Origin of the sequence: Pseudomonas sp. PDM17, from assembly GCF_014851985.1 — a bacterium.
In the GTDB taxonomy this organism is placed as follows: Bacteria; Pseudomonadota; Gammaproteobacteria; order Pseudomonadales; family Pseudomonadaceae; genus Pseudomonas.
The window spans coordinates 136460-149434 of the sequence record NZ_JACVAT010000002.1; the positions used below are offsets into that span (position 1 = coordinate 136460).

Annotated in this window: 12 protein-coding genes; 6 read left to right on the forward strand and 6 right to left on the reverse strand. The window is 65.7% G+C overall.

Going from position 1 to position 12975, the window contains the following annotated elements:
• Nucleotides 1-35 precede the first annotated feature (35 nt).
• The 4 genes from IB256_RS06500 to IB256_RS06515 all read right to left on the reverse strand — a co-directional run bounded on the left by IB256_RS06500 (nucleotide 36) and on the right by IB256_RS06515 (nucleotide 4946).
• The gene (locus tag IB256_RS06500; RefSeq protein ID WP_192401743.1) at nucleotides 36-1262 is read right to left on the reverse strand and encodes a c-type cytochrome; all 1227 of its coding nucleotides are present in this window, start codon (nucleotides 1260-1262) and stop codon (nucleotides 36-38) included.
• Nucleotides 1259-3022 (reverse strand): GMC family oxidoreductase, encoded by a 1764-nt coding sequence (locus IB256_RS06505; RefSeq protein WP_192401745.1) that lies wholly within the window; start codon nucleotides 3020-3022, stop codon nucleotides 1259-1261. Before IB256_RS06505 ends, IB256_RS06500 begins: the two co-directional genes overlap by 4 nt.
• Nucleotides 3023-3029: 7 nt before the next feature.
• The gene (locus IB256_RS06510) at nucleotides 3030-3776 is read right to left on the reverse strand and encodes a gluconate 2-dehydrogenase subunit 3 family protein (protein WP_192401747.1); all 747 of its coding nucleotides are present in this window, start codon (nucleotides 3774-3776) and stop codon (nucleotides 3030-3032) included.
• 411 nt (nucleotides 3777-4187) lie between these two features.
• Nucleotides 4188-4946 (reverse strand): SDR family NAD(P)-dependent oxidoreductase, encoded by a 759-nt coding sequence (locus tag IB256_RS06515; RefSeq protein WP_192295189.1) that lies wholly within the window; start codon nucleotides 4944-4946, stop codon nucleotides 4188-4190.
• 144 nt (nucleotides 4947-5090) lie between these two features.
• Here IB256_RS06515 and IB256_RS06520 point away from each other — a divergent pair, with 144 nt between their 5' ends.
• Nucleotides 5091-6014 (forward strand): LysR family transcriptional regulator, encoded by a 924-nt coding sequence (locus IB256_RS06520; protein ID WP_192295190.1) that lies wholly within the window; start codon nucleotides 5091-5093, stop codon nucleotides 6012-6014.
• Here the strand turns inward: IB256_RS06520 and IB256_RS06525 are convergent.
• Together IB256_RS06525 and IB256_RS06530 are read right to left on the reverse strand one after the other, a co-directional pair.
• The gene (locus IB256_RS06525) at nucleotides 6011-6652 is read right to left on the reverse strand and encodes an HD domain-containing protein (protein WP_192401748.1); all 642 of its coding nucleotides are present in this window, start codon (nucleotides 6650-6652) and stop codon (nucleotides 6011-6013) included. The genes IB256_RS06520 and IB256_RS06525 overlap by 4 nt on opposite strands.
• Before the next feature lie 315 nt (nucleotides 6653-6967).
• Complete coding sequence (locus tag IB256_RS06530) at nucleotides 6968-8203, reverse strand: NAD(P)/FAD-dependent oxidoreductase (protein ID WP_225601683.1); 1236 nt, start codon at nucleotides 8201-8203, stop codon at nucleotides 6968-6970.
• A 161-nt stretch (nucleotides 8204-8364) separates the two neighbouring features.
• Here IB256_RS06530 and IB256_RS06535 point away from each other — a divergent pair, with 161 nt between their 5' ends.
• From IB256_RS06535 to tpx, 5 genes are all read left to right on the forward strand, one after another.
• A complete protein-coding gene (locus IB256_RS06535; RefSeq protein ID WP_192401752.1) occupies nucleotides 8365-10566 on the forward strand; it encodes an OsmC domain/YcaO domain-containing protein in 2202 nt (733 codons plus the stop codon).
• Between the two features lie 302 nt (nucleotides 10567-10868).
• Nucleotides 10869-11369, forward strand: coding sequence for a VOC family protein (locus IB256_RS06540; RefSeq protein ID WP_192295194.1), 501 nt, complete (start codon nucleotides 10869-10871; stop codon nucleotides 11367-11369).
• A 28-nt stretch (nucleotides 11370-11397) separates the two neighbouring features.
• Entirely contained in the window at nucleotides 11398-11787 is a 390-nt protein-coding gene (locus IB256_RS06545; RefSeq protein ID WP_192295195.1) for a VOC family protein, read from the forward strand.
• A 144-nt stretch (nucleotides 11788-11931) separates the two neighbouring features.
• Entirely contained in the window at nucleotides 11932-12240 is a 309-nt protein-coding gene (locus IB256_RS06550) for a hypothetical protein (protein ID WP_192401754.1), read from the forward strand.
• 161 nt (nucleotides 12241-12401) lie between these two features.
• Nucleotides 12402-12902: a thiol peroxidase gene (gene tpx, locus IB256_RS06555; protein ID WP_081516774.1), complete on the forward strand. Its 501-nt coding sequence runs from the start codon at nucleotides 12402-12404 to the stop codon at nucleotides 12900-12902.
• Nucleotides 12903-12975: the final 73 nt, after the last annotated feature.

Here is a 12975-nt window from a genome sequence, read left to right on the forward strand (position 1 = left end):
AGCGGACGGCGTCCGCTCTGGCGTCTTGCCGGACGCTACTGGGCCAGCTCCTTGCGCAGGTCCGCCACCTGGCCGGCGGTGACCGGCGCCGCTGCGTTGCCCCAGGTATTGCGCACGTAGGTCAGCACGTTGGCGACCTTCTTGTCGTCGAGGTTCCAGGCGAACGAAGGCATGGCTGGCGAGGTGGGCGCAGCCTCGGTGCCACCGGCCCGGCTGCCGGCCAGTACCACGCGGATCAGCGAGGTCGGGTCGTCGTTGTTGACCAGCGGTGCGGCGGCGAGGGTCGGGAACAGGTTCTTCACCCCGGTACCGTTGCTCACGTGGCAGGCGGAGCAGCGGTCGGCGTAGATCGCCTTTCCCGCGACCATCGCCGCGTCGCTGGCCGCCACCGGTGTCGGTGCCGGTTTATCGGCCGCGCCATCCTTGAGGTATACCGCCACGGCCAGCAGGTCTTCATCGTCCCAGTGCTGGGTCGAGTTCTCCACCGCTTCGGCCATGGGGCCGGAGGCGATGTCGAAGCGGTTGGCGCCGGTCTTCAGGTATTGCACGAGGTCCTCGGTGCTCCACTGGCCGATGCCGCTGTGCGGGTTGGCGGTGATGTCCGGGGCGGCCCAGCCCTGCAGGTTGGCGCCGGCGAGGAAGCGCTCGTTGTCGTCGCCGCCGATCAGGTTCTTCGGCGTGTGGCAGGTACCGCAGTGGCCCAGGCCTTCCACCAGGTAAGCGCCACGGTTCCACTGCGGCGATTTGTCCGGCGAGGGCACGAATTCGCCCTGGGTGAAGTTCAGCCAGTTCCAGCCGATCAGGCTGGTGCGCACGCTGAAGGGGAAGGGCAACTGGTTGCTTTCCACCGGGTTGCGTACCGGCTCCAGGGTCTGCAGGTAGGCCCAGAGCGCCAGGTTGTCCTCCCGCCGCACCTTGGTGTACGCAGTGAAGGGCATCGCGCCGTACAGCCGCTTGCCGTTGCGCCCATGGCCGGTGGACATCACCGCCTGGAAGTCGTCAAAGCTCCAGCGACCGAGGCCGGTTTCCGTATCGGGCGTGATATTGGCGCCCACCAGCTTGCCGAACGGCGTCTCGATCGCCACGCCACCAGCGAAGGGGGCCTGGCCGGGCACCGTGTGGCAGGCGGTGCAGTCGCCCAGCACGGCGAGGTAGCGGCCTTTTTCCACCAGGTTGTAGGAGTCAGCAGCCGTTCCGGCGAAGGCCGGCTGCAGGTTGAGCCCGAGCAGGGCGAGGGTGCCGAGGGAGAGAAGAGTCTTCATGCGCTGATCATCTCCCCGGGGCGTTTCAGGTACAGCCGGCGGATCGCATCGGCGGTCTTGAAGGCCAGGGCGCCGACGGTGCCGGTGGGGTTGTAGCCGGGGTTCTGCGGGAAGGCCGAAGAGCCGACCACGAACAGGTTGGGCACGCCCCACACCTGCAGGTGCTTGTTCACCGAGCTGTTCTTCGGGTCGGCGCCCATGATGAAGCCGCCGACGATGTGCGAGGACTGGTAGGAGGTGTTGGACCAGGGGCCCTTGCGCGGCGCCGGGACGATCTGCTGCGGGTTCATGCTGCGGGCGATCTCGGCCACCTTGCCGGTGCAGTACTGCGCCATGCGCAGGTCGTTCTCGGGGAAGTCGAAGGTGATGCGCAGCAGCGGCCGGCCGTGGGGGTCGTTGTAGTTCGGGTCCAGCGACAGGTAGTTGCCGCGGGTGGTGTAGCTGCTGGCTTCGCAGCCGATGGACATGTTGCTCAGGTAGCTTTCCACCGTGGCCTTCTTCCACTGCGCGCCCCAGGTCGGGGTGCCCGGCGGTGTCGGGCGCGAGTCGATGGGGGCGGCACCGATGGGCGTCACGCGGGTGCTGCCACCGCCGACGAAGCCGAGCCCGGAGTGATCGAAGTTGTCGTTGTTGAACTCGTCGATGCCCATGCCGATGGCGCCGCCACCGATAAAGGGATTGAAGTTCCTGTCCTTGAAGAACAGCTTCACGCTGTTGGCCGTCTGGTAGGCGAAGTTGCGCCCGGTGGTGCCAGTGTTGGCGATCGGGTTGTACGGCTCACCGATGCCGGAGAGCAGCATCAGGCGCACATTCTCGAAGATGAACGCGGCGACCACCACGATATCCGCCGGCTGCTCCCATTCCTCGCCGCTGGAGTCGACGTAGACGATACCGGTGGCGCGCTGGCCGGTGCTGTCCAGGCTGACCTTGAGCACTTCGGAATTGGTCCGTGCGGTGAAATTGGGTTTGCGGATCAGCGCCGGCATCACGTTGACGATGGCGCTGGCCTTGGAGTAGTTGGCGCAGCCGTAGTTGGTGCAGAAGCCGCAGAAGGTGCACGGCCCCATGGTCACGCCGAGCTGGTTGGTGTAGCCCTGGGAGGCCAGCGCCGAGGGCACCGGGAAGGGCTTGTAGCCCAGGTTGCGCGCGGCCTCGGCGAACAGGGTCGGGGCGTAGGTCTGCGCGGTGGGCGGGTTGGGGTATTCGCGCGAGCGCGCACCCTCGAAGGGGTTGCCGCCCTCGACGATGCTGCCCTTGAGGTTGCCGGCCTTGCCGGAAACCCCGGCCAGCCGCTCGAAGGCGTCGTAGTGCGGTTCCATTTCCTCCCAGGTGGTGCCCCAGTCCTGCAGGGTCAGCTCTTCGGGCACTTCCTTGCCGTAGCGCTCCTTCAGATGACTGGCCAGGCGGAATTCCTCGGGCTGGAAGCGGAAGGTGATGCCGGCCCAGTGGTTGCCGGCGCCGCCGGTGCCGTTGCCGGGGTGGAACGAGCCCCAGGAGCGCATCGGCAGGGCGGTTTCCGTTTCCTTGTTGCGCATGGTGCAGGTGTTCTGCCGGGTGCGCAGCATCAGTTCCTGGCGACGGTTGTAGCGCAGTTCGTCAGCCGCCGAAGCGAGGTTGAAGTCGGCGGCGGTGTCGCGCCACGGCCCGCGTTCGAAGCCGATCACATTCAGCCCGGCGTCAGCCAGCTCGTGGGCGATGATGGAACCGGCCCAGCCGAGTCCGACGACCACCACATCGGTGGAAGGTAGTTTCTTGGCCATGCGGTGGTTATCCCTTTTTCGTCCAGGCGGAGCTGCCGATGATGGAGAGCGGCACGAGGTCGAGCTTCTGGTTGTGCAGGGCGATGTAGTCGCGGTAGTCGTAGCGTGCGCCAGGGAAGCCGAGCATCTTCCACGACACCATGTCGCGGTTGCCGCCATAGATCGGGTCGGCGAAGAAACCTTCCATGGTGTTGTCCAGCACCTGCTGGAAGAACTGTCTGGCGTCGATGCCTTCGAGGGTGATGGCGCCTTTTTCCAGGTCAGTCAGGACCTGGTCGCGCTGCTCGCCGGTTAGCGCGCTGAAGTTTTTCTGGAACTTGCCCTGGCAGTACTTGCCCAGCGCGGCGAGGCCGATACGGTAGCGCTCGCGCGGCACCAGCGGCGACTGATCGGCCTGGGCCGGTGTGCCCGGCGTGAAAGGGCCTTGCATGTACAGGCGACCGAAGTCGCCGTAGTCGCTGACCAACTGGCGGTCGATGAACACCGCGCAGCCGGCGTCCTTGCCGCTGACGCTCAGCTCGTCGGCGGGAATCAGCTGTTCAACTATCGCTTCCACCTCGGTGGCTTCCTCGGCGGTGAAGAACTGCCAGCCGGGGCTGTCGTAGTGCAGCGGGCCGTTTTGGTCGAAGGGCAGCCATTTCGGGGTGCCGATCACGGTGGCGGCCTGGGCGCTGGCGGCAGCGCCGACGGCCAGCGAGGCGGCGGACGACTTCAACAGCTGGCGCCGGGTGAAGCCCTTGGGGTGTTCGGTCATTTCGGCTCCTGAGGCAATACCCGTCCGCTCGTTGTCGAGGGGGAGTGGAAGGGTCTTGCCAGGTCAATTCACGGTGGTGCGCTCTGTGCCAGGGCAGTCGAGCGGAGCGGGGGTGCGAAGTCGGCCCGCAAGGGGCACTGTGCCGATCGGCTGGCCGGAAATGGTCCCTGGCCTGTGCCGGATTGGCGCTTCGTCTTTTCCACGCGCGTTTTTAGACTAGAGACCGTAACAAAATGTTGCAGGTTTTTTCGCGGTAAAGGCTTGTTGCGGATTTTGAGAAAATCCGCGGGCTAGACACGCCGCGGACTAACAGGGGGTGAAGGAGCGGACTTTGTGCGTGATGGCCCGGCGCGATGCGGACTGATCGCGGACGCAGTCCGCTCCTACGGCAGGGTCATGCTGCCGTGGGGCTCAGAGGAACATCCCGCCCGAAGCCTCCACGCGCTGGCCGTTGATCCAGCGGCCGCCGTCGGAGAGCAGGGTGGCGATCACCGCGCCGATGTCGTCCGGCAGGCCGACGCGGCCCAGGGCGGTGTTGCTGGCGATCTGCTGGTTCAGCTCGGCGTTGTCGCGCACCTGGCCACCGCCGAAATCGGTCTCGATGGCGCCGGGAGCGAGGATGTTCACGGCGATGCCGCGTGCGCCCAGCTCCTTCGCCTGGTACTTGGTCAGGGTTTCCATGGCGCCTTTCATGGTTGCGTAAGCGGCGTAGCCGGGCAGCGAGAAACGCGTCAGGCCGCTGGAGACGTTGAGGATGCGGCCGCCATCGGCGATCAGTGGCAGCAGCTTCTGGGTCAGGAAGAACGGGCCCTTGAGCTGGATGTTCATCAGCTGGTCGAACATCTCTTCGCTGGTCTCGGCGAAGCTGGCGTAGAGGCCGATGCCGGCGTTGTTCACCAGGAAGTCGAAGTCCTGCCGGCCGAAGGTGTCGCCCAGGGTGGCGCGGATCTGCTGCGCGAAGGCAGCGAAGCGGGTGCTGTCCGCGACATCCAGTTGCAGCATCACCGCGCGACCGCCGTGCTGCTCGATCTCGGCGGCGACGGCGTGGGCTTCGTCAGCCTGGCTGCGGTAGGTGCCGATGATGTCGACGCCGGCAGCGGCGAGGTGCAGGGCGGCGTTGCGGCCAAGGCCACGGCTGGCGCCGGTGATGAGAGCGATCTTGCGGGTCATGGCGAAGCTCCTGTGCTGGTTTGGAGAGCAGGTGGGATTGAGGGAAAGCTTATTGTTCGATTGGCTCGTGATAAACCGACATGAATCGGAAATACTGGTCGGCATTGACGAACAATAAACAGTGAACTCCACAGAGAGCCGCCCATGATCCGCCCCGACCTGCTCCGCACCTTCGTCCGCGTCACCGAGCTGGCCAGCTTCACCCAGGCCGGCGAACAGCTCGGCCTGCCGCGCTCCACGGTGTCCGAGCACATTCAGGCGCTGGAGGAACTGCTCGGTACGCGTCTGCTGCAACGCACCACCCGACGCGTTACCGCAACCCAGGACGGTCTGGTGCTGTATGAGCGCAGCAAGGACATGCTGGCCCAGCTGGACGAGTTGCAGGGCCTGTTCCGACAGGACGACAAAGCCCTCGGCGGCCGCCTGCGGGTGGACATGCCGACGGTGATGGCGCGCAAGCTGGTGATGCCGCGCCTGGGCGAATTCCTCGCGCGGCACCCGGCGCTGGAACTGGAGGTGAGCTGCACCGACCGCCGCGTCGATCTGGTGCGCGAGGGTTTCGACTGCGTGGTGCGGGTCGGTTCGGTGAGCGATCCATCGGTGGTGGCGCGCAGCTTGGGGCGGTTTCCGCAGGTGACCTGCGCGAGCCCGTCCTATCTCGCCGAACACGGCGTGCCGCAGACACTGGACGACCTCGCCGGGCACCAGCTGATCCACTACGTGACGGTGCTGGGTGCGCGGCCGCCGGGCTTCGAGTACCTGCACCACGGCGAGGTGCGCTTCGTGCAGATGGGCGGGGCGCTGTCGGTGAACAACGCCGAGGCCTACGAAAGCGCGGCCATGGGTGGGCTGGGGATCATCCAGGTGCCGATCCATGGCGTGCTGGACGACCTGGAAGCAGGGCGGCTGGTAGCGGTGCTGGAGCACATCCCGTTGCCACCCATGGAAATCTCCCTGCTCTACGCCCATCGCCGCCTGCCGCAGCGGGTGCGGATGTTCATGCAATGGCTGACGCAGTTGCTGGGTGAGCCCGGTGTGCTGGGCACGCCCGTGACTGTGAAGACCTAGCTGGCCCAGTCGGAATTCAGGATCACTTCGCAGAAGTTGCCGCGCACGAAGCCCGCATCCTTCATCGCCAGCACGTCGGCCTTGACGTTGCCGAAGGTGGTTTCCGGCTTGGCTTTGATGCCGTCGTAAAAGGCCTGCAGGATGTCCTGCTTGAACTGCCCGCCGCGTGGATGGGCGGCGACCACGGCCTCACGCTGGGCGTCGCTGAACTGCGGGTAGGCGATGCCCAGCACGTCCATTTCCACCCCGGCGGTGACCAGCGCGATCTCCGGCTTCATGTGCTGCGGAATGCCGGGCGTGGTGTGCAGCGCGATGGCGGTCCACACCGTGTCGATATCGCTCTCGGCGATGCCGTGGCTGCGCAGGAACTCTGCCGCGCAGTCGGCACCATCCACTTCGAAGCGCTCGCACTGGCTGCAGTAGCGCGGCATCAGGCCCATGTCGTGGAACATCGCGCCGGCGTAGAGCAGCTCAGCGTCGAACTTCAGCTCCTTGCGCGCGCCGGTCAGTGCGCCCCAGTAGTAGACGCGCGAGGAATGGTGGAAGAGCAGCGGGGTGGTGTTGTCGCGGACCATCTCGGTGATGGCCTTGGCAAGGGTGCTGTCGGGGACTTTGACGCCGTTCAGGTCGAGGCTCATGGCGGGCTCCTGGGCTGGGTTTCCAAGGCGCGAAGCGGGTTGCGTCGCGCTCCATGCCATTGGAAATCCGCGCCCCCCGGAGGGACAACGAGGGCGAGGGAGCGAATCCGGACAGCTGTGCATCCTTTGCTGCCAGCAGCCTGTAAACCTCTGAAATCGAGCTCCCCTGTAGGAGGGGGCGCCGATGCAGGGCGAAGATCGTAGGGCGCATAACGCGCCAGCGTTATCCGCCGTCAGGCAATCGGCGGATAACCCGTTCCGGGTTATGCGCCCTACGGTCCTACCGTTCGAAAGCCTCGGCGTGGGGCGTCTGCCCTAGACAAACTGCGCCGCCGCGTAACCCGACGCCCAGGCCCACTGGAAGTTGAAGCCGCCCAGGTGGCCGGTGACGTCCAGCACTTCGCCGACGAAGTACAGGCCGGGGGATTTCAGCGACTCCAGGGTCTTGGACGACACCTCGCGGGTGTCGACGCCGCCCAGGGTCACTTCCGCCGTGCGGTAGCCCTCGGTGCCGGCCGGCACCAGTTGCCAATCGCCCAGGCGTTCGGCGATCGCCTTCAGCTCGGCTGGCGTGTACTGCTTCATCGGCTTGGAGACGAACCACTGCTCGGCCAGCAGGCCGGCCATCTTCTTGGTGAACAGCTCGCCCAGCAGCGTCTTCAGCTCGCTGTTGGGGCGCTCGCGCTGTTGCTCGACGAGCCAGACGGGCAGGTCGATGCGCGGCAGCAGGTCGATGCTGATGGTGTCGCCCGGCTGCCAGTAGGAGGAAATCTGCAGGATCGCCGGGCCACTGAGGCCGCGGTGGGTGAACAGGATGTTCTCGACGAAGCTCTGGCCGTTGCAGCTGACCCGGCAGTCCTCCACCGAGGTGCCGGACAGCTCGGTGCACAGGGCCTTGAGCTGCGGATCGGTAATGGTGAAGGGCACCAGGCCGGCGCGGGTCGGCAGCACGCTGTGGCCGAACTGGCGGGCGATCTGGTAGCCGAAGCCGGTGGCGCCCAAGGTCGGGATCGACAGGCCGCCGGTGGCAATCACCAGGGATTCGCAGCGCACCAGGCCGAGGCTGGTCTGCAGTTGGTAGCCGCCTTCGTCGAGACGGGCGATCTCGCTCACCGAGGTGTCCAGGCGCAGGTCGACGCCGGCCTGCTCGCACTCGTCCAGCAGCAGGCCGAGGATGTCGCTGGACTTGTTATCGCAGAACAGCTGGCCGAGCTTCTTCTCGTGGTAGGGCACGCCGTGCTTGGCCACCAGGGCGATGAAGTCCCACTGGGTGAAGCGCGCCAGCGCGGACTTGCAGAAGTGCGGGTTCTGCGAGAGGAAGTTGGCCGGCTCGCAGTACAGGTTGGTGAAGTTGCAGCGCCCGCCACCGGACATGAGGATTTTCTTGCCGGCCTTGTTGGCATGATCGATCAGCAGTACCTGACGACCGCGCGCGGCGGCGCTCATGGCGCACATCAGTCCCGCGGCGCCGGCGCCGATGATGATGACCTGGGAAGTGAGCACGGTGGATTCCTCGTGGACGAGCGCCTGGGCGACGCAAAAGCCGCGCATCTTACCCCAAGGGCGCCGTGCGGGCTGCGTGTAGCCGACCACGTGTCGATTGTGCAAGCAGGCTTCCCGACCGGTGCCGGGCACGTCGGGATATCCCCGCGGCGCTTTTGTCCGGATAATGCGCGGCAGTTCGCTTTCTACTTTTTCGTGGTAATGCCCGCATGGAAATCAAGGTCAATTTTCTCGACAACCTCCGACTCGAAGCCAAGTTCGACGACTTCACGGTGATTGCCGACCAGCCCATCCGCTACAAGGGCGACGGTTCGGCACCGGGGCCGTTCGATTACTTCCTGGCTTCCTCGGCGCTTTGCGCGGCTTACTTCGTCAAGCTCTACTGCCAGACCCGCGACATTCCCACGGACAATATCCGCCTGTCGCAGAACAACATCGTCGACCCGGAAAACCGCTACAAGCAGATCTTCAAGATCCAGGTGGAGCTGCCGGCGGACATCTCCGAGAAGGACCGCCAGGGCATCCTGCGCTCCATCGACCGCTGCACGGTGAAGAAGGTGGTGCAGACCGGCCCGGACTTCGTCATCGAGCAAGTCGAGAACCTCGACGCCGACGCCCAGGCGCTGCTGATGCCGAGCACCGCCGCCGGTGCCAGCACCTATATCCAGGGCAAGGACCTGCCGCTGGAACAGACCATCGCCAACATGTCGGAAATCCTCGCCGGCCTGGGCATGAAGATCGAGATCGCATCCTGGCGCAACATCGTGCCCAACGTCTGGTCGCTGCACATCCGCGACGCGCAGTCGCCGATGTGCTTCACCAACGGCAAGGGCGCCACCAAGGAAAGCGCGCTGGCCTCGGCGCTGGGCGAGTTCATCGAGCGGCTGAACTGCAACTTCTTCTACAACGACCAGTACTGGGGCGAGGAGATCGCCAACGCGCCGTTCGTGCATTACCCCGACGAGCGCTGGTTCAAGCCGGGCGCGAAAGACGAGCTGCCGGAAGAAATCCTCGACGAGCACTGCCTGGAGGTCTACAACCCGGACGGTGAGCTGCGTGGCTCGCACCTCTATGACACTAACTCGGGCAACACCGAGCGCGGCATCTGCTCGCTGCCGTTCGTGCGTCAGTCCGATGGCGAGACGGTGTACTTCCCGTCCAACCTGATCGAGAACCTCTACCTGTCCAACGGCATGAGCGCCGGCAACACGCTGGCCGAAGCCCAGGTGCAGTGCCTGTCGGAAATCTTCGAGCGCGCGGTGAAGCGCGAAATCCTCGAGGGCGAACTGGCGCTGCCGGACGTGCCGCAGGACGTGCTGGCCAAGTACCCGGGCATTGTCGCCGGCATCAAGGGCCTGGAGGAGCAGGGCTTCCCGGTGCTGGTCAAGGATGCCTCCCTGGGCGGCGAGTTCCCGGTGATGTGCGTGACCCTGATGAACCCGCGCACCGGCGGCGTGTTCGCTTCCTTCGGCGCGCACCCGAGCTTCGAGGTAGCACTGGAGCGCAGCCTCACCGAGCTGCTCCAGGGCCGCAGCTTCGAAGGCCTCAACGACCTGCCGCGGCCGACCTTCGAAAGCCAGGCGCTGACCGAGCCGAACAACTTCGTCGAGCACTTCATCGACTCCAGCGGCGTGGTGTCGTGGCGCTTCTTCAGCGCCAAGGCCGATTACGAGTTCGTCGAGTGGGACTTCTCCGGCCACGGTGACGATTCCAACGTGCAGGAAGCGCAGACCCTGTTCGGCATCCTCGAGGAGCAGGGCAAGGAGGTCTACATGGCCGTGTACGAGCACCTGGGCGCCACCGCCTGCCGCATCCTGGTGCCGGGCTACTCGGAAATCTACCCGGTGGAAGACCTCATCTGGGACAACACCAACAAGGCGCTGGCGTTCCGCGCGGACATCCTCAACCTGCACAGCCTCAACATCGTCCGCCTCAAGTCGCTGCTCAAGCGCCTGGAAGCCTGCGAGGTGGACGAGTACACCGACATCACCACGCTGATCGGCATCGAGTTCGACGACAACACGGTCTGGGGCCAACTGACCATCCTCGAGCTCAAGTTGCTGATCAATCTCGTGGCGAAGCGCTTCGAGACGGCCAAGGAGCTGGTGGAAATGTACCTCCAGTACAACGACAACACCGTCGAGCGCGGGCTGTTCTACCAGGCGCTCAGCGCCGCCCTGGAAGTGCACCTGGACGAGGAGTTGGAGATGGCCGACTTCGAGGCCAACTTCCGCCGCATGTTCGGCAACGAGCGCATGGACGCGGTGCTCGGCTCGCTGGACGGCAGCGTGCGCTTCTACGGCCTGACGCCGACCAGCACCAGGCTGGAAGGGCTCGACAAGCACCTGCGCCTGATCGACAGCTACAAGAAGCTGCACCAGGCACGGGCCAGGGCGGTGGCGGGCCGCTGATCCGACAAAGTCGATTTCGCGTAGTCAGCGAGTCCGTAGGGCGAATAACGCGCAGCGTTATCCGCCGCGGAGCAAACGGCGGATAACCCGTTCCGGGTTATGCGCCCTACGGAACTGCACGGACAGGGCACCTTCGGGTGCCCTTTTTCATGTCTGGCCATTGGGTTGGCAGTCCTGCATGCCGCTCGACCGGTCGTCCGGTGAAGCGCGAAAGTCCGCCTAGACTTGTCGATTCCGTCGTCGCCCAGGCGACCAAGCTGCATGCCGGTCAAGCCGACCGCGCGAGAATCAGGAGATTCACCATGTCCAGCCTGCAACGCGTCACCCCCTGCCTGTGGTTCGACGGCAAGGCCGAGGAAGCGGCCGAGTTCTATGTCGCCATCTTCCCCAACTCGCGGATCGTCCAGACCGCCTACTACCCCGAAGCCGAGAAGGACCGTCACGGCGGCGAGCCCGGCTCGGTGCTGACGGTGGAGTTCGTCCTCGACGGGCAGACCTTCATCGCCCTGAATGGCGGGCCGACATTCCAGTTCACCGAGGCGCTGTCGCTGCAGGTGATGTGCGACAGCCAGAAGGAGATCGATCACTTCTGGGACAAGCTCGGCGCCGGCGGCCCGGAGGAAGCGCAGGTCTGCGGTTGGCTGAAGGATCGCTATGGGGTGTCCTGGCAGATCTGCCCGCGCCACGTCGGCGACATGGTGGCCGACCCGAACCCGGCGAAGGCCAGCCGAACGCTGCAGGCGGTGATGGGCATGAAGAAGCTGGACATGGCCGCTATCGAGCGCGCTCACGCCGGCAACTGATTCCTACCGGCAGAGGAGGGGGCGCGGCATGTTCAGCCATATCACCGTCGGCACCAACGATCTGCCGCGTGCCATCGAGTTCTACGGCAGGGTGCTCGGCGCGCTGGGTATCGTCCTCAAGGCGCATCGCCACGCGCCTGAGCGGGCGATCTTCGCCCACCCGGACAGCGACGTGGTGTTCTGCGTCTACCAGCCCATCGATGGTCTGCCGGCCACGGTCGGCAACGGCAGCCTGGTGGCCTTCGAGGCGCGCACGCGGCACCAGGTCGACAGCTTCCATGCCCGCGCCGTGCAACTGGGCGGCGTCGACGAAGGGTCGCCCGGCCTGCGCCTGAACTATTCGCCGACCTACTACGGTGCCTACGTGCGCGACCTGGATGGCAATAAGGTGTGTTGCGTTTGCCATCTGCAGGAGTGAGCCGGCGCGAGAGAAATTTCGAACCTGCCAGCGCGGCGGCTCGTCCAACTCCCTGAGCGTCGCAGTCACCGGGTACGCACCGATTGCCCGACTGCGGCACCGCCAAGCGGCGAGGGTGCGCTCGCCGGACAGGGAGAATCTGCGATGGTCACTCATTACAAGGTCAAGGGGCACCTGGCCTGCGGGCATGCGGGCAAGCACCTGGAATCCACCACCGAGCTGAACCGGGTGAAATGCCGGAGCTGCCGCAACACCGAGGTCTACAAGGACGCCCGCCGTGATGCGCGCAATGCCGCGCGCCGCGCCCAGCGCAAGGCCCGCGCCGCCGCCGTGCACAACGACTGGCGCAGCTTCTGGGAGAAACGCCTGGCCGCTATGCCGGGCAGCCAGCGCCTGCCTCGTGGGTTTCACGAGCAGCCTTGCGTGGGAACCGCCCTGGCCGCTGCTGCCTGAGCCGGGTCTGAGGGAGGTCGGGGCTGTTGACGCTCAAGGGTCGGATGCATGTCCGAGCAATCCGCTCGGGAAAGTCGTGCTAGCATCTGCCCCGGCCCCGAATCCTCCTGCGGCGCTGGCAACCCGCCAGCGCCGCCATCCCTCACAGAAGGACCCAAGCAATGGCTCAAGTTACCCTCAAGGGCAACCCGGTTTCCGTCGACGGCAAGCTGCCGCAGAAAGGCGAACAGGCTCCGGCCCTGTCGCTGGTCGCCGGCAACCTGTCCGACGTCACCCTGGAAACCTACGCCGGCAAGCGCAAGGTGCTGAACATCTTCCCCAGCGTCGACACCCCGACCTGCGCCACCTCCGTGCGCAAGTTCAACGCTGAAGCCAGCAAGCTGGCCAACACTGTCGTACTGTGCGTTTCCGCCGACCTGCCGTTCGCCCAGGCGCGCTTCTGCGGCGCCGAAGGCCTGGAGAACGTGGTGAACCTGTCCACCCTGCGTGGCCGCGAGTTCCTTGCCAACTACGGCGTAGCCATCGCCGACGGCCCGCTGGCCGGCCTGGCTGCGCGCGCTGTGGTGGTGCTGGACGAGCAGAACAAGGTGCTGCACAGCGAGCTGGTAGGCGAGATTGCCGACGAGCCGAACTACGCCGCCGCCATCGCCGCCCTGGCCTGATGGAAGGATCGGGCCGGTCCATCAGGACTGGCCCCAATGGCGCGGAACCTCCCGCGCCATTTCCGGGTCGCAA

Excerpts from the sequence above, each read along its gene's own strand:
- IB256_RS06500 (WP_192401743.1), bottom strand. The coding sequence starts at position 1,262 with ATGAAGACTCTTCTCTCCCTCGGCACCCTCGCCCTGCTCGGGCTCAAC.
- IB256_RS06505 (WP_192401745.1), bottom strand. The coding sequence starts at position 3,022 with ATGGCCAAGAAACTACCTTCCACCGATGTGGTGGTCGTCGGACTCGGC.
- IB256_RS06510 (WP_192401747.1), bottom strand. The coding sequence starts at position 3,776 with ATGACCGAACACCCCAAGGGCTTCACCCGGCGCCAGCTGTTGAAGTCG.
- IB256_RS06515 (WP_192295189.1), bottom strand. The coding sequence starts at position 4,946 with ATGACCCGCAAGATCGCTCTCATCACCGGCGCCAGCCGTGGCCTTGGC.
- IB256_RS06520 (WP_192295190.1), top strand. The coding sequence starts at position 5,091 with ATGATCCGCCCCGACCTGCTCCGCACCTTCGTCCGCGTCACCGAGCTG.
- IB256_RS06525 (WP_192401748.1), bottom strand. The coding sequence starts at position 6,652 with ATGAGCCTCGACCTGAACGGCGTCAAAGTCCCCGACAGCACCCTTGCC.
- IB256_RS06530 (WP_225601683.1), bottom strand. The coding sequence starts at position 8,203 with ATGCGCGGCTTTTGCGTCGCCCAGGCGCTCGTCCACGAGGAATCCACC.
- IB256_RS06535 (WP_192401752.1), top strand. The coding sequence starts at position 8,365 with ATGGAAATCAAGGTCAATTTTCTCGACAACCTCCGACTCGAAGCCAAG.
- IB256_RS06540 (WP_192295194.1), top strand. The coding sequence starts at position 10,869 with ATGTCCAGCCTGCAACGCGTCACCCCCTGCCTGTGGTTCGACGGCAAG.
- IB256_RS06545 (WP_192295195.1), top strand. The coding sequence starts at position 11,398 with ATGTTCAGCCATATCACCGTCGGCACCAACGATCTGCCGCGTGCCATC.
- IB256_RS06550 (WP_192401754.1), top strand. The coding sequence starts at position 11,932 with ATGGTCACTCATTACAAGGTCAAGGGGCACCTGGCCTGCGGGCATGCG.
- tpx (WP_081516774.1), top strand. The coding sequence starts at position 12,402 with ATGGCTCAAGTTACCCTCAAGGGCAACCCGGTTTCCGTCGACGGCAAG.